This window comes from Streptomyces sp. NBC_00096, from assembly GCF_045041305.1.
Lineage (GTDB): Bacteria > Actinomycetota > Actinomycetes > Streptomycetales > Streptomycetaceae > Streptomyces.
Genome location: NZ_CP108221.1, coordinates 316,106 through 332,103, shown reverse-complemented (window position 1 = coordinate 332,103; position 15,998 = coordinate 316,106). Strand labels below are relative to the sequence as shown.

The window sequence follows — 15,998 nt, the reverse complement described above, 5'->3', positions numbered from 1 at the left end:
CCGTTGCGGGAGGACCCGGCGGGGTCTCAGATACCGCTTCCGCTGCCGTAGGGCGCGTACAGGTCGAGCAGTCGGACCTGGGCGGAGACGAGCCGGTGGGCGAGCACCTGACCCACCCATTGCCACATCGCGGAGGCGAGCGCGGGGTTCGAGTCCATGAGCGTCCGCACCGCGGCGGCGTCGAACTCGTCCGTACGCACCGGAGTCATGGCCTCGGCACCGAAATGCCAGGTGTAGGGACGGAACAGCCACGACCAGCCGACCAGCTCGCCGGGGCCGACCGTCTCGACCACGGCCGCCTGCCGGCCGGGCACGTGCACGTCCATGCCGACTCTGCCCGTTCGGACGACCCAGAACCGGTCGGTGTGCCCGTCCTGGTTGAACAGGCGTGCACCGGCCGGGAAGTTCGCCTCGTGGGCCAGGGCCAGCAGGCTGCCGCGGTGCTCCGGTGACAGCGCGCGGGTGAAGCGGTCGGGGGAGGAGGTGAGCCGCTGGAAGGAAGGGGTGCTCATTGCCGTTCTCCTTTCGAGTCCGTCCAACCCTCCGCCGTAGGCGGCAGGCCCGGGAAGGGCCGTTCGGTACCCTCCCGGACCCGGGGCCCGTGTTCTGCGCCGGGCGGCCGGTCAGTAGGGCCAGGACCAGTCGGTGACCTCGGGCATGTCGGTTCCGTGGGCGCGGATCCAGTCGTGGTGGCGGATCCGCCGGTCCTCCATGCTCTGGCGCAGGGTCGTCGCGCGGCCGGCGAGGCCGGGGACGCGGTCGATCACGTCCATGACGAGCCGGTAGCGGTCGAGGTCGTTGCGCACGACCATGTCGAAGGGCGTGGTGGTGGTGCCGGACTCCTTGTAGCCGCGCACGTGCAGGTTCGGATGGCCGGTCCGGCGGTAGGCGAGGCGGTGGATCAGCCACGGATAGCCGTGGTAAGCGAAGACCACCGGCTTGTCGGTGGTGAAGAGGGCGTCGTACTCGGTGTCGGTCATGCCGTGCGGGTGCTCCTCGTGGGGCATCAGCCGGGCGATGTCCACGACGTTGACGACCCGGACGGCCAGCGAGGGGAGGTGCTCGCGGAGCAGGGCCGAGGCGGCCAGGACCTCCATGGTGGGCACGTCCCCGGCGCAGCCGAGCACGACGTCCGGCTCGCGGCAGCCGTCGTCGGTCCCCGCCCACTCCCAGACGCCCGCACCGCGAGCCACGTGCGCGCGGGCCTCCCCGATGGGCAGCCAGTCGAAGCAGGGTTGCTTGCCCGCGACGATCACGTTCACGCGGTCGCGGCTGCGCAGGGCGTGATCGGCCACGGCGAGCAGGGTGTTGGCGTCCGGCGGCAGGTAGACCCGTACGACCTCGGGGCTCTTGTTGAGGACGTGGTCGACGAAACCGGGGTCCTGGTGGGAGAAGCCGTTGCTGTCCTGGCGCCAGACGTGCGAGGTGAGCAGGTAGTTGAGGGAGGCGACGGGCGCGCGCCAGCTCAGTTCGCGGGCGCTCTTGAGCCATTTGATGTGCTGGCCGACCATGGAGTCGACGATGTGGGCGAAGGCCTCGTAGGTGGAGAACAGGCCGTGCCTGCCGGTGAGGAGGTAGCCCTCCAGCCAGCCCTGGCAGACGTGCTCGGAGAGGATCTCCATGACCCGGCCGTCGCGGGACAGGTTCTCGTCGGTGGGCTCGGTCATGCCCTGCCAGGCCTTGCCCGTCACGTCGTACAGGTCGTCGAGGTGGTTGCTCGCCGTCTCGTCCGGGCCGACGACCCGGAAGTCCCGCCGTCCCGCCGTGTCCCTCATGACTTGCGCGAGGTAGCGGCCCAGGACGCGGGTCGGCTCGTTCAGGGTGCTCCCGGGCTTCTCCACGGGCACGGCCCAGGCGTCGAGCCCGGGCAGGGGTAGCGAGCGCAGCAGCCGGCCGCCGTTGGCGTACGGGCTCGCGCCCAGGCGGCGCTCGCCCTCCGGGACAGAGGCCAGTACGGCGGGCGTCGGACCGCCCTGGGTGTCGAAGAGCTCCTCGGGCCGGTAGGAGCGCATCCAGCTCTCCAGCTGCTTCAGGTGCTCGGGGTTCTCGCGGACCCCCGCGAGCGGCACCTGGTGCGCGCGCCAGGTGCCCTCGACGGGTTGGCCGTCGACGGTCGCGGGACCGGTCCAGCCCTTGGGGGTCCGTAGGACGATCATGGGCCAGCCGGCGCGCTCGCCGCCCCGATCGGTGCCTGCGGCCCGTGCTTCCCGCTGGATGGCGTGAATGCGGTCGAGTGCCTGGTCCATCGCTCTGGCCATGGCCGGGTGGACGAGGGCGGGGTCGTGGCCGGAGACGTAGAGGGGGTCGTGGCCGTAGCCGCGCAGCAGCGCGTCGAGCTCGGCCTCGGGGATGCGGGACAGCACCGTCGGGTTGGCGATCTTGTATCCGTTGAGGTGGAGGATCGGCAGTACGGCGCCGTCGTGGACCGGGTCCAGGAACTTGTTCGAGTGCCAGGAGGCGGCCAGCGGCCCCGTCTCGGCTTCGCCGTCGCCGATGACGCAGGCCACCAGCAGGCCGGGATGGTCGAAGGCGGCCCCGTAGGCGTGGGCCAGTGAGTAGCCGAGCTCACCGCCCTCGTGGACGGAGCCCGGTGTTTCCGGCGCCACGTGACTCGGTACGCCGCCGGGGAAGGAGAACTGGCGGAACAGCTTGCGCATCCCGTCCTCGTCCCGGCCGATGTCCGGGTAGGTCTCGCTGTACGTGCCCTCCAGCCAGGAGTTGGCGAGGACGGCCGCACCGCCGTGGCCGGGTCCCCAGACGCACAGGGCTTCCAACGAACGTTCCCTGATCACCCGGTTCAGGTGGGTGTGGACGAGGTTCAGGCCGGGGGCGGTGCCCCAGTGGCCGAGCAGCCGCGGCTTGATGTGCTCCGGCCGCAGCGGCTCGGCGAGCAGCGGGTTGTCCATGAGGTAGATCTGGCCGGCTGCCAGAAAGTTCGCGGCGCGCCAGTGCGCGTCCAGCTCCGCGATCCGGTACGTGGTCGTCATGAGTGCTCCGTAAGTTGTTAGGCGGCCCGAGAGGGCCGGGTGTGGCTGATGAGGCTCTGCCTTCAGTGGCTTCGAAGGAGTGGCCGCCCGGCTCTCTTGGGCGCCCTGGCTGCTGATTGAGATGTGCGCTTCGGTCGCTGATTACGGAGATGACAGCGGGGTGTCCCTCGGGCCGACGGCAAGCCGTGTGGAACGAGGAGGGGTAGATGAACGAGCGACGAGCCCGGCTCTGGGCCGGCATCGACGCGGGCAAGGGACACCACTGGGTGGCAGTGGTCGACGAATCCGGCACCACCCTGTGGTCGAAGAAGATCGACAACGACGAGGCGGCGATCCTGACCGCACTCGGGGAGATCCTCGACCTGGCCGACGAGGTCCGCTGGGCGGTGGACATCTCCGGAACGTCCTCCGCGCTGCTGCTGGCGTTGCTCGCCGCGCACGGCCAGCAGGCCGTCTACGTGCCCGGACGGACCGTCAACCGCATGTCCGGTGCCTACCGGGGCGAGGCCAAGACCGACGCCCGGGACGCCTACGTCATCGCCGAGACAGCCCGTCAGCGGCGGGACTTCGCCGTGATTGACGTGCCTGCCCAGCTGGCAGCCGACCTCGCACTGCTGACGGCGCATCGCTCGGACCTGGTGGCCGACCGGGTTCGGATGATCAACCGGCTCCGTGACGTGCTGACCGGCATCTTCCCCTCGTTGGAACGTGGTTTCGACTACAGCAACCACAGGGGTGCACTGGTGCTGCTGACCGGCTTCCAGACCCCGGCCGCCCTGCGTCGGCGTGGGCAGACCAGGCTCACGGCATGGCTGGCCAAACGCGGCGTCCGTAACGCCGATACCGTCGCAACCACCGCTCTGGAGGCGGCCGGAGCCCAGTACACAGTGCTGCCCGGCGAGGACGTTGCAGGACAGATCACCGCCGACCTGGCCGGGCAGATCCTGGCGCTGGACGATCGCCTCAAGCGCGTCGACAAGCAGATCCGCGAGACGTTCCGTACCCATCCGCAGGCCGGGATCATCGAGTCGATGCCCGGCATAGGCCCGATACTCGGCGCCGAGCTGGTCGTCGCCGCGGGAGACCTGACCGCCTACGCGGACGCCGGTCACCTCGCGTCGGCGGCCGGGCTGGTACCGGTTCCCCGGGATTCCGGCCGCCGGACGGGCAACTTGCACCGGCCCAAGCGCTACAGCCGCCGTCTGCGACGGGTGTTCTACATGTCCGCGCAGACCAGCATCATCTGCGATGGCCCGAACCGGGACTTCTACCTCAAGAAGCGCGGCGAGGGCTGCAAGCACGTCCAAGCCGTCATCGCCCTGGCCCGCCGCAGAGCGAGCGTGCTGTGGGCGCTGCTGCGTGATGGAAGGGAGTTCACCTCCGCTCCGCCGGTCACGCAGACGGCTTGACTTCGTCATTGAGACTCCTTCGAACCGCAGGCCGGGGCATGCGTCGGTTGAGCCGATGCTTGAGCCGATGGTCGAACCGTGCTCCCGCGGGACCGGAGCGGGGAAGGGCAGGACCGGCCCCTGCGTGGGGGCCGGTCGGCCCCTTCTGCACCCTCGGCCGGGCGTGGAGTGTGGGCAGTCGGATCGTTGGCGGATCACGTCGCTCCCGGCGGACGGCAGGCCTCGGCGGTACGCCGGGAACGGCGGACGGTTTGAGACGATGCGGGGCGCAGGACCGCGTCAGGGTGCTCGTCCCGAGGAGGCAGGCAGATGGAGAGAACCGAGGCCGAGGGCGAGGCGCGGCATCATCCGGTCGTCATCGCACACCGCACGAACCGGGCCGCCGACGTCCAGCTGCGCGTCGCCGACGCGATCACGAAGTTCGCCGGCTCCATGCCGTTCGTCTACCTCCACGCGATCGGCTTCGCTCTCTGGATGCTGTTCGTGGAGGCCAATCCCTGGCCGATGCTCACGCTCGTCGTCTCCCTGGAGGCGATCTTCCTGTCGACGTTCGTGATGATCGGCCAGAACCGGCAGGCGGCGTTCCAGCAGGAGAAGGCCGACCACGACTTCGTCGAGCAGGAGCTGGAACTCAAGACCAACACGGAACTGACCCGTGCCATCCACGCGATGACCACGGAACTCCACCGCCGACTGGTTCCCGAAGGGGACGGCGATGGCGGGCCTCCCGCGCGGTAGAAGAGGCCTGCCCCGGCCCGAGGCGAGGGCCGCATGGCCCGGACGGGCCCCGGTAGGGGACCGTCCGGCCCTGTGGCGGGCACCGGTGGCGGGTACAGCCTGGGATTGACGCCCGGTGCGGCGTCAAAGTTCCTGTACCCGCTACGAACCGCAAGGGTGTGACGATCATGGGAGAGACCACGGCAGACGCGTCTTCGATCAAGGTTCCGGCTGCCCGGGGCGACCTCGGGCGACGCGTGACCGCCCGCCGCGAAGAGCTGGGGATCACCCGTGAGGAGCTCGGGGAGCGTTGCGGGGCCGCGGCGTCGTACATCGCCTACGTGGAGGAGCGGGCGGCGGCGCCCAGCATGGGCATGCTCGTGGGTCTCGCGGACGGTCTGGAGACCACCGTTGCCGAGCTGACCGGGAGAACGACCGACAGTCCCCCCGGCATGGGGACCTCGATGCGCGGTTCCGAGTCGACGGTGCTGAACGAGGCCGAGTGCCACCGGCTGCTCTCCACCCACGGCATCGGCCGGGTCGGGTTCTCCGGCCTGGAAGGACTTGCCGTCTTCCCCGTCAACTACGTCGTCGTGGGAAACGAGATCGCCTTCCGCACGGCGGCCGACTCCCGGCTCGCCGGGGCATCGGGGACCGAGGTCGCCTTCGAGGTGGACCACATCGACGACGCGATGCGAGAAGGCTGGAGCATCATGGCCGTCGGCGAGCTGTCCGGCGTCACGGACGGTGAGCGGGTCAGCCACCTGTACTCCGTCGCCCGCTCGCTGCCCTGGGCCGGCGGACCCCGTACGCACTGGATGACCGTGACCCCGACCAGGGTCACCGGCCGGCATGTGGGATCCGGGTGAGCGCCCCGCTTGCCGTCGTGTTCGACACCGACGGGGTACTGCTCGACTCGGCGCGGCTGCACGCCGCGGCCTGGAAGACCGCCTTCGACAGCTGTCTGGCCGCCTGGGCCGCGGCCGGGACCGGGAGGCAGCCGCCCTTCGACGCGGACCGTGAGTACCGCCAGTGGGTCGACGGCAAGCCCCGGCTGGACGGGGCGAACTCCTTCCTGACCTCCCGTGGCATCGACCTGCCGACCGGGAGCCCCGACAGCGCACCGGGGGACGACACGGTCTGGGCGGTCGCCGCGCGCAAGGAGGCGGCGTTCGTACGCACGCTGGAAGCCGGGGCCGTGGAGGCCTTCGCCGACGTCGCCCCGGCGCTCGCCCGGCTGCGGGCGCACGGCGTGCGCCGCGCCGCCGTATCGGCCTCCCGGCACGCCCGGCCACTTCTCGCAGCAGCCTCCCTCCTGGGCTACTTCGACGCGGTGGTGGACGGTACGGACGCCGCCGAACTGGGGCTGGCCGGCAAGCCGGACCCCGCCCTGTTCCTCGAAGCGGCCGTACGGCTCGGAGTGGACCCCGCCCGGTCCGCGGTGGTGGAGGACGCCCTCGCGGGGGTCGAAGCAGGCCGGCGCGGCCGGTTCGGCCTCGTCATCGGTCTCGACCGGACGGCGAGCCCCGCCACCGCGCGGGCGCTACGGGAACACGGGGCGGACCTGGTCGCGGCCGAGCTCCACGCCGTGGCCGACACCGTCTGCGGGGCAGGGCCGTGACCGCCCCGTGGACGTGGGAGTACGGCCACTACGACCCCAAGACGGAGCGACTCGTCGAAGCCCTGTGCACGCTGGGCAACGGCAGGTTCGCCACGCGCGGTGCGGCCCCCGAGACCCCGGCGGGCCCCGTGCACTATCCCGCCACCTACGCCGCCGGCTGCTACAACCGGCTCACCTCGCACGTGGCCGGACAGCGGGTCGACAACGAGGACATGGTCAACCTGCCCAACTGGACGGCCCTGCGGTACCGCTGCATCACCGACGACGGACTCCCGGGCGACTGGCTGACGCCCGACGACCCCGGCCTGCTGCACCACAAGGTGGTGCTCGACCTGCGCCGGGGAACGCTCACCCGGCACATGCTCTTCCGGAACGGCCACGGCGGCCGCCTCGGCGTCACCCACGTCCGCATCGTGCACATGGGGGACCCATACCTCGCGGCTCAGCGGACCACGTTCCACGCGTACGGCTGGAGCGGCCTGGTCGAAGTGGAGTCAGGGCTCGACGGAGACGTGGCCAACGCGGGAGTGGAACGCTACGGCGGGCTCGACGGCCACCACCTCACGGACCACCGGACGGGCTTCGCACCGCACGGAGTCGGGTGGATCACCTGCCGCACCACCACCTCGCACACGGAGATCGCCCTTGCCGTCCGGACGGTCGCCCGCCCCGACGCACCCGCCGTGACCGGCCGTACCGCGGCCGGGACGGTGCAGACGTTCACACTGCCCGTGGCCCCCAGGCGATCCGCGACGGTGGTCAAGACCGCGGCCCTGTACACCTCCCTCGACCGGCCGGCCGGAGACCTCCTGCCGCGCGCGATCGAGCACGCCTCGAGGGCCCCGGAATTCCCGGAGCTGCTCACGGCGCAGCACTCGGCCTGGGAACGGCTCTGGGAGCAAGGGGAGTTGACCGTCTCGGGTGAGGCGGGCCGGATCCTGCGCCTCCATGCCTTCCACGTGCTGCAGACGCTCTCCCCGCACACCGCGGAGCTGGACGTGGGCGTCCCCGCGCGGGGCCTGCACGGCGAGGCCTACCGCGGCCACGTCTTCTGGGACGAACTCTTCGTCCTGCCCTACATCACCCTGCACTTCCCCGAAGTCGCGCGAGCCCTGCTCATGTACCGCCACCGGCGGCTCCCGGCCGCCCGGGACGCCGCCCGGCAAGCAGGGCAGCACGGGGCCATGTTCCCCTGGCAGAGCGGGAGTTCGGGACAGGAGGAGAGCCAGGCCCTGCACCTCAATCCCCGCTCGGGCCGCTGGCTGCCCGACCACTCGCACCTGCAGCGCCACGTCGGCTCCGCGATAGCCCTGAACGTCTGCCGGTACGGGCGGGCCACCGGGGACACCGGCTTCCTGCACGGCCCGGGCGCGGAACTCCTCCTGGAGATCGCGGACTTCTGGGCCGGAGCCGCCGCCTACGACCCCGGGCGAGGGCGGTACCGCATCCGCGGTGTGCTGGGCCCGGACGAGTACCACGACGCCTACCCCGAGGCGGCGGATCCCGGGATCGACGACAACGCCTACACCAACGTGATGGCCGCCTGGGTGATCCAGCAGGGGCTCGAACTGCTCGACGAGCTGCCGCCCGCCCGCCGAACGGAGCTGTCCGAACGGCTCGCCCTGGACCGCGGAGCGCTCGAGCGCTGGGAGGAAGTGTCCCGCCGCCTGTACGTCCCTTTCCACCGGGGCGTCATCAGCCAGTTCGAGGGGTACGGAGACCTGGCCGAGCTGGACTGGGCGGCCTACCGAGCCCGGTACGGCGACGTCCGCCGGCTCGACCGCATCCTGGAAGCCGAAGGGAACACGGTCAACCGCTACCAGGCGTCGAAACAGGCCGACGTGGTCATGCTCGGCCACCTCTTCCGGCCCGCCGAGCTGTACGGCCTCTTCGCCCGGCTCGGCTACCGGCTCGACGACGCGGTGTGGCGGGCGACCGTCGCGTACTACCTGCCGCGCACCAGCCACGGATCGACGCTCAGCAGTCTCGTGCACGGCTGGGTGCTGGCCCGGCAGAAGGATCCGGACGCCTGGAAGTACTGCGAGGAGGTGCTGCTCGGTGACGTCACGGACATCCAGGGCGGGACCACCGGCGAGGGCGTCCACCTGGGCGCCATGGCCGGCACCCTCGACCTCGCGGAGCGCGGAGTCACGGGCCTGGAGACCGGCCCCGAAGGCCTGTACGTCGACCCCGTCCCCCTGCGGGAGATCGAGCCCGTCGCATTCACGCTCTGCCACCGGGGACACCGTGGCGTCCGCGTACGACTGCTTCCCGGCAGGTTCGGCATCACCGTGCCGGAATCCTGCCAAGGTCCCCTGGCCCTCATGCTGCCCGGGGAACAGGCCGTCGTGGTGGCGGCCGGCGACGAGCACTGGTTCCGGCTTCCCGGGGAGCAGACCCACGGCCCTCTTCCCGGGGACCAGCCCCGCTGCCCTCTTCCCGGGGACTAGACCCGCTGCCCTCGTGGCCGGACCCGGCCCCGAGAGGGCCGAACGGCCCCCACCCGGCCCCCGGTGGGCCCCTGCTGGCCCCGCGTCCCCGAGTGGACAGTGGAGGAAGCGCCACGGCATATCGCGTACGGGCTCACGGGAACGACCGAAGGAGGAGACGCATGAGTGCGAAACGGGTTCTGGTCGCCTACGGAAGCAAGCACGGTGCGACTGCCGGGATCGCGGAGCAGATCGGAACGTCGCTGCGCGAGGACGGGATCGACGTGTTGGTGGTCCCGGCCGGCGAGGTCGCGGACGTCCGCGGTTACGACGGGGTGGTGCTGGGCGGCTCCCTGTACGCGGGGCGGTGGAACGGCCGGGCCCGGCGCTGCGCGAAGCGCAACGCCCGGTACCTGAAGCACCGTCCCGTCTGGCTGTTCAGCAGCGGACCGGTCGACTCCTCCGCCGAACGCAGCGACATCCCGCCGGTACGGGCCGTCGCCCGGCAGATGCGACGGCTCGGCGCCCGCGACCACATCACCTTCGGCGGCAGCATCACGGAAGGTACGCCCGGCCTGCTCGCCCGCACCCTCGTACGCCAGGGCAAGGGCGGGGACTTCCGCAACCCCGAGCGCATCCAGGCCTGGGCCCATCACATCGGCGCCGAGCTCACCGCTGCCGCCTCACCCGCTTCATGAGAAGACTCCCGGTGCCGGAGGCCCGCCATGCTTCACGGAACATCGCCCAATCCGCTGCGGCGGACGGCTGACCGCACGCGCACCCGGTGGCTCCTCGCCTTCGCCCTGTCGGCTCTCGTCGCCGCACTCTGCGGAGTGGGCGTCGGGCTGGCCGTGTGGAACGTCGACAGCCGCACCGCGCGGGAAGAGGCCGAGCACGTGCACCGGATCACGGCCACGACGCTCGGGGCCGCCGAACTCGCACCCGACTCCTGGAGCGGCGGTGTCGCCGCATCCGTAGCGCAGGCTGCCTGGCAGTTCCCTTCGGCCGCCCGGCACACAGGCCTCGTAAAGGTCCAGCCCAAAACCCCCGCGGGCAGTTCCGTCGTGATCTGGGTGGACGACACGGGCCGTACGGTCCAGGTGCCCCCGTCTGCGGGCGAGCGGGCCTTCGCCGCGATGACCGTCGGCGCCACTGTCGCCGCCCTGATCGCGCTGACAGCCGCGGGCGTCGTCCACCTGAGGCTTCGGACCGTCGAGGCGCGCAGCCTGTCCATGTGGGAACGGGACTGGCGGCGCGTGGAACCCGGCTGGTCGGGCCGACTGCCCACTCAATCTGGAGTCGACGATGAGTGAGGCGCTCACCGGCCATCTCCCTTCCCAGGGAGAAGTGCCACCCACACCGCGTGATCCGAGCGAGCCGCTGCCTTTGCTGCGCCGGGAGCTCGGCACCGGAGCGGACGGGCTGTCCACGCGGGAGGCCGAACGCCGGCTCGCCGTCTACGGACCCAACGAGGTCCGGCGCAAGGGCCACACCTCTCTGGGACGCGAGCTGGTGCGTCAACTGGTGCACCCGCTGGCCCTGTTGCTGTGGGCCGCGGCGGTCATGGCGTTCGTCGCCGACATTCGCGTGCTCGGGATCGCGATCGTCGCCATCGTCCTCGTCAACGCCGCCTTCGCCCTGGTGCAGGAGCGGCAGGCCGAGCAGGCGGTGGAAACCCTCGCCAAGTACCTCCCCGAACACGCCATGGTGATTCGCGACGGGAAGTCCCGGCAGACGGAGGCCCGCACTCTGGTCCCGGGCGACATCATCGCCCTCGACGAGGGCGACAAAGTACCCGCCGACGTCCGACTCGTCGACGGAGGCCTCGAAGTCGACCTGTCCATGCTGACGGGGGAGTCCACCCCGGCCCAGCGCATCGCCGGGCCGGGGACCGCGGGCTCTACACTCCTGCAGGAACCCAACCTCGTGTTCAGCGGCACGACCTGCACCGCCGGCCAGGCCCGGGCGATGGTCTTCGCCACCGGCGACCGCACCGAACTCGGCCGCATCGCCGCCCTCAGCCAGCACACTCGACGGGACCCGAGCCCGTTGGAGCAGCAGGTCAAGAAGGTCGCCTGGCTCATCGCCGCTGTCGCGGTCGCGATGGGCGCGCTGTTCCTGGTCCTGGGCGTCGCCGTGGGGCTGCCGCTGACCGACGCGCTGATGTTCGCCATCGGACTGCTCGTCGCCAACGTGCCCGAAGGACTGCTGCCGACCATCACCCTCGCCCTCGCTGTCGGAGTGCGCCTCCTGGCACGCCAGGGCGCGGTCATCAAGCGACTCAGCGCCGTGGAGACCCTGGGATCCACCAACGTCATCTGCACCGACAAGACCGGCACCCTCACCCAGAACAAGATGCGGCTCCAGAGCACCTGGACGCCCGCCGCCCGCACGAACCCCGGCCCCGAGGCCGTACGGCTCACTGCTACCGCCGCCCTGTGCACCACCGTCACCAGGGACGCAGACGGTGAACTCCACGGCGACCCCACGGAGATCGCGCTGGTGACCGGCGCCGCCGATCGAGGCGCCCCGCTCGACATCGACGTGCGCGACACGGACCGCCACACCGTCTTCCGCTTCGACCCCCGCCTGCGCCTGATGTCCGTCGTCCAGCGGGATCCGGCGGGCGGCGGCGGCATGCGGCTGATCGTCAAAGGGGCCCCGGAATCGGTCCTGGCCCGCACCCTGGACCACGCCCAGAACGCCGCGGCGCATGCTGCGGCCGAAGAACTCTCCGGCCGCGGCATGCGCGTACTCGCCGTCGCCACCCGCGAACTGGCCGGCGACGTGCAGGTGACCCGCCGAGAGAACGCAGAGACGGAGCTGACGCTGCTGGGCCTCGTGGGCCTCTACGATCCCCCGCGCCCCGAGGTCGCCGCCGCGGTACGTCGCTGCCACGAAGCAGGGCTCCTCGTGCACATCGTGACCGGCGACAACGGAGCGACCGCCGCAGCTGTGGCCCGGGAGGTCGGCATCGGGGCGCCCCGCCTCGTCGTGGTGCCGGAGTCGGAGTCGATCGGCGACGACGACCTCGACCGGCTCCTCGCGGACGGCGACGCCGAGATCGTCTTCGCCCGCTCGTCACCGGAGACGAAACTGAGGGTGGCGGACGCCCTACGGGCCCACGGGCTGATCGTCGCGATGACCGGCGACGGCGTCAACGACGCCCCCGCACTGCACCGCGCCCACATCGGCGTGGCGATGGGGCTCTCCGGCACCGACGTCGCCCGCGAGGCGTCCACGATGGTGCTGACCGACGACAATTTCGCCACCATCGTCACCGCGATCGAATCCGGCCGCCAAGTCTATGACAACGTACGGAAGTTCATCGTCTACATTTTCGCCCACCTCACCCCCGAGGTAATCCCCTTCCTGGTCTTCGCACTCTCGGGCGGCTCCATCCCGCTTCCCCTCACCGTCCTGCAGATCCTGGCCATCGACCTCGGAACCGAGACCCTCCCGGCTCTGGCCCTGGGCCGCGAACGCGCGGAGCCGGGCAGCATGAGCCGGCCGCCCAGGCCGAGCTCCCAGGGCGTCATCTCCAAGGACATGCTCATCCGCAGCTGGGGCTACCTCGGCACCGTCTCCGCCGCCCTGGTCATGACCGCGTTCTTCTACGTGCTGTGGCGGGCCGGCTGGCACCCCGGGGACCCGACCGGCCCTGGAACCCCGCTGCACCACGCGTACGTCACCGCGACGACCGCAACCTTCGCCGGCATCGTCACCTGCCAGGTCGGCACGGCGGTGGCCGCCCGCACCGACCACGCGTCACTGCGCGCCATCGGGTTCTTCACCAACCCGCTGCTCCTGGCCGGCATGGCCTTCGAACTCGTCTTCACGGCGGCCCTGGTCTACGTGCCGCTCCTGCAAGGCCTCTTCGGCACCGCGGCCCTGCCCCTCGACGTGGTCGCCCTCATCGCGGTCTTCCCCGTCCTGGTCTGGGGCACCGACGAACTGCGCCGCCTCAGGCGGCGCACCCGTAAGCCCGCGCACACCTGACACGAGCAGGGCAACACCGGTGGGTTCACTCGTGGGCGACGACGGCGACGGGCGCGGCGGCGTGGTGCAGGACCGCGTGCGCGACCGCGCCGATGTGGGTGCCGTAGGCGGAGCGTCGGATGCGCCTGCCGACCACGACCAGCGCGGCACCCTTGGAGGCGTCCACGAGCTGGATCGCGGACTGGCCGATGAACACCTCGGGGGCGACTGGCACCGAAGGGTACTTCTCGCACCAGGGGCGGATCATCTCGTCCACGGCGGTGGCGATCCCCCGACCGATCTCCTCCTGGACACCGGGGTCGAGACCGGGGCCGTAGCCGACGACCGGCGGCGGTGCCCAGGAGTGGAGCACCCGCAGGGCGCACCCGCGGCGTGCTGCCTCGTCGAAGGCGAAGGAGAGCAGCGCGTCACAGGGGCGCCCGATGTCCACTCCCGTCACGATCGGGCCGTCGGTACCGGGCCCCTCGGCGGGCGTCGCCCCATCGTGCGGTGCCCGGACGAGGACGACCGGCTGATCGGTTGCGCCGATGGTCCCCGCGCCGATGGACCCGAGGATGAATCCGGCGATGGCGCCGAGCCCTCGGGAACCCAGCACCAGCATGTCCGAAGAGCCGGCCGCGTGGGCGAGGGCCGTGGCCGGGATCCCCGACAGCCGGCGGGCGGTGATCTCCAGCTCCGGGTACAGCCCCTTGATCTCCTCGGAGGCCTCGCGGAGCAGGGCCTGTGCCCACTGGCGCTGGACTTCGGTGGTCGCGACGGCGAGAGGGGGCCGCTCCAGCCACTCCTCCACGTGGACCAGGGCCAGGGGCACCCCTCGGAGGTCCGCTTCGTGCGCGGCCCATCGGGCCGCCGCGACACTTTCGCGCGAGCCGTCGAGGCCGGCGGTCACAAGGTTGGCCATGGTGCCCATCTCCCTTGGTTGACGTGTGAGTTCCAGACTCCGCCCCGGCCACCGCTTCCAGGAGGGGCCGAGGGGCCCGTTGTGGAGCCGACCGGCCCTTACCGGGCGAGGAGGAGAGCGGGCGGGCAGGGCTGCCGGGCATGGTGCGGTACCGGTGCGGCTCTGGCGGGTGGTCAGTCGTGGGCGAGTACGGCGACCGGCGCGGCCGTGTGGTGCAGCACGGCGTGCGCGATCGGGCCGAGGTGCGTGCCCATGGGCGAGCGGCGGATGCGGCGTCCGATGACGACGAGGTCCGCGCCCGTGGTGGCCTGGACCAGCTCCCGTCCCGCCGATCCGATGAACGTCTTCTCCTCGAGTCGCACGTCCGGGAACTTCAGCCGCCACGGCATGAGCATGTCGTCGAGCATCTGGGCGACGGTGCGGTCGACCTCGCGTGCGACCGAGGGATTGAGGACGGGCGAGTAGCCGGACGCGGGAGGGAGCTTCCAGCCGTGCACCGCCCGCAACGCGCAGTCGCGGCGCGAGGCTTCCTCGAAGGCGAAGGCCAGGACCCTGTCGCAGGCCTGATGGATGTCGACGCCCACGACGATCTCGCCGTACGGGGTGCCGGCCCCGTTCTCCCCGCCGTCCTCCTCCGCCCGTACGAGGACGACGGGTGTCTCGGTGGCCGTGAGGGTGGACAGGCTCACGGAGCCGACGATGAAGCCCACCACACTGCCGAGCCCGCGGGAGCCGAGGACCAGGAGGCCGGCGCTCTCGGCCTCTGCCGCCAGAGCCGTGGAAGGCCTGCCCGAGAGGCGACGGGTGGAGATCTCCAGGCGGGGATAGGCCCGCTTCAGCTCGTCGGTGGCGGAGGCCAGGACCTCGTCGGCCCAGCGGTCGCGCGTCCCGGGGTCCAGTTCGGGTATCAGCGTGCCGGAGGACCAGTCCTCGGCGTGGACGATCCGCAGGGGGGCCTGCCGGAGCGCGGCCTCGCGGGCTGCCCAGCGGGCTGCGGAGAGGCTCTGGGGGGTGCCGTCGACGCCGACGGTTACGTGGTGGTTCATGACGGTGGCCTCCTCAGGCTGCGCGGAGTGTTCCGCTGTCACCAGGTGATGGGTTGCGCCCCGCGCTCCGGCGGGATCAGACGGGAGTCGTCCGTGCGGGCGGTGAGCTCGTCCACCACGGCGACGACACCGTCCAGTCGTGCGGTGAGCCGCAGGGCGAGGGGGATCTGGCTCTGCCGTTCCAGCCGGCCCGCGAGGGTCACGACACCGTCCAGGACGTGGATGTCCACCGCCCCGGTGGGCGCCCCGATGCTGCTCGACAGCACGTCCTCGCTCACGTGCCGCCGTATCTCGGCATCGGGGCGCAGGAAGACGCGCAGGAGGTCACGCCGGGTGACGATGCCGACGAGGCGTTCTTCCTCGTCGGTGACCGGAAGACGTTGCAGACCCAGGCGCGTCATGAGCTGCCCCGCCTCCGAGACGCCTTCCTGCGTGCGGACCGTGACAGCGGGAGCCGACATGATGTCCGCGGCCGTCAGGGCCCTGCGGGCGAGCAGATCGCTCTCGGAGACGACGCCGACCACCCGGTCGTCCTCGTCCACGACGGGCAGTCCGGTGATGTCGTAGTCGGCGAGGAGCTTGGCGATCTCCCGGAACGTCGTCGAACGGTCCACCGAGACGACATCTGCCGTCATCACCTCGCCGACCTGGGTGTGCTTCACGACCGGACCTCCTGTACGTCGTCATGCAGGGGCGCAGAGGGCTGGTGTGCACCACCCGTACCGGCCACCATCCGCCCCGCCGGCGTCCGTATCGAGGGCCGAACGGTCCTGTACGGGGGCCGACCGGGTCCGACCACGGGGGCGTACGCCGATTCCGGGAGCCGGGGAGGGGAGCCCGGGAGGGACCGGTCGGCCCTTGCCCTGGCCCCTATGGCCCTCGCCGGCCC

The 15,998-nt window shown here is 71.4% G+C and carries 13 protein-coding genes; 8 read left to right on the top strand and 5 right to left on the bottom strand.

Annotated features, from left to right (window positions below; genetic code table 11):
• Positions 1–26: 26 nt before the first annotated feature.
• Both OG904_RS01515 and OG904_RS01510 read right to left on the bottom strand, forming a co-directional pair.
• Positions 27–512, bottom strand: a complete 486-nt coding sequence (locus OG904_RS01515) for a Crp/Fnr family transcriptional regulator (protein ID WP_405486523.1) — start codon at positions 510–512, stop codon at positions 27–29.
• Positions 513–623: 111 nt separating this feature from the next.
• On the bottom strand, positions 624–2,987 hold the full coding sequence (locus tag OG904_RS01510) for a phosphoketolase (protein WP_405486521.1): 2,364 nt from the start codon (positions 2,985–2,987) through the stop codon (positions 624–626).
• A gap of 206 nt (positions 2,988–3,193) precedes the next feature.
• Here OG904_RS01510 and OG904_RS01505 point away from each other — a divergent pair, with 206 nt between their 5' ends.
• The 8 genes from OG904_RS01505 (at position 3,194) to OG904_RS01470 (ending at position 13,162) form a co-directional block, all read left to right on the top strand.
• Positions 3,194–4,396: an IS110 family transposase gene (locus OG904_RS01505; RefSeq protein WP_405486519.1), complete on the top strand. Its 1,203-nt coding sequence runs from the start codon at positions 3,194–3,196 to the stop codon at positions 4,394–4,396.
• A 309-nt stretch (positions 4,397–4,705) separates the two neighbouring features.
• Positions 4,706–5,134, top strand: a complete 429-nt coding sequence (locus tag OG904_RS01500; RefSeq protein WP_405486517.1) for a DUF1003 domain-containing protein — start codon at positions 4,706–4,708, stop codon at positions 5,132–5,134.
• Between the two features lie 167 nt (positions 5,135–5,301).
• A complete protein-coding gene (locus OG904_RS01495; RefSeq protein ID WP_405486515.1) occupies positions 5,302–5,982 on the top strand; it encodes a helix-turn-helix domain-containing protein in 681 nt (226 codons plus the stop codon).
• Entirely contained in the window at positions 5,979–6,734 is a 756-nt protein-coding gene (locus OG904_RS01490) for an HAD family hydrolase (protein ID WP_405486513.1), read from the top strand. Before OG904_RS01495 ends, OG904_RS01490 begins: the two co-directional genes overlap by 4 nt.
• Positions 6,731–9,184: a glycoside hydrolase family 65 protein gene (locus OG904_RS01485; RefSeq protein WP_405486511.1), complete on the top strand. Its 2,454-nt coding sequence runs from the start codon at positions 6,731–6,733 to the stop codon at positions 9,182–9,184. Before OG904_RS01490 ends, OG904_RS01485 begins: the two co-directional genes overlap by 4 nt.
• Positions 9,185–9,345: 161 nt before the next feature.
• Complete coding sequence (locus OG904_RS01480; protein WP_405486509.1) at positions 9,346–9,861, top strand: flavodoxin domain-containing protein; 516 nt, start codon at positions 9,346–9,348, stop codon at positions 9,859–9,861.
• A 27-nt stretch (positions 9,862–9,888) separates the two neighbouring features.
• Positions 9,889–10,476 carry a hypothetical protein gene (locus tag OG904_RS01475; RefSeq protein ID WP_405486507.1) on the top strand — a complete coding sequence of 196 codons (588 nt, stop codon included), beginning with the start codon at positions 9,889–9,891 and terminating at the stop codon, positions 10,474–10,476.
• Between the two features lie 34 nt (positions 10,477–10,510).
• Positions 10,511–13,162 (top strand): cation-translocating P-type ATPase, encoded by a 2,652-nt coding sequence (locus OG904_RS01470; protein ID WP_405486505.1) that lies wholly within the window; start codon positions 10,511–10,513, stop codon positions 13,160–13,162.
• 25 nt (positions 13,163–13,187) lie between these two features.
• On the opposite strand, the gene OG904_RS01465 is transcribed toward OG904_RS01470, so the two are convergent.
• The 3 genes from OG904_RS01465 to OG904_RS01455 all read right to left on the bottom strand — a co-directional run bounded on the left by OG904_RS01465 (position 13,188) and on the right by OG904_RS01455 (position 15,771).
• Complete coding sequence (locus tag OG904_RS01465; RefSeq protein ID WP_405486503.1) at positions 13,188–14,063, bottom strand: universal stress protein; 876 nt, start codon at positions 14,061–14,063, stop codon at positions 13,188–13,190.
• Between the two features lie 173 nt (positions 14,064–14,236).
• Positions 14,237–15,109, bottom strand: coding sequence for a universal stress protein (locus tag OG904_RS01460; protein WP_405486501.1), 873 nt, complete (start codon positions 15,107–15,109; stop codon positions 14,237–14,239).
• Positions 15,110–15,147: 38 nt separating this feature from the next.
• Complete coding sequence (locus OG904_RS01455) at positions 15,148–15,771, bottom strand: CBS domain-containing protein (protein WP_405486499.1); 624 nt, start codon at positions 15,769–15,771, stop codon at positions 15,148–15,150.
• Between the last annotated feature and the right edge of the window lie 227 nt (positions 15,772–15,998).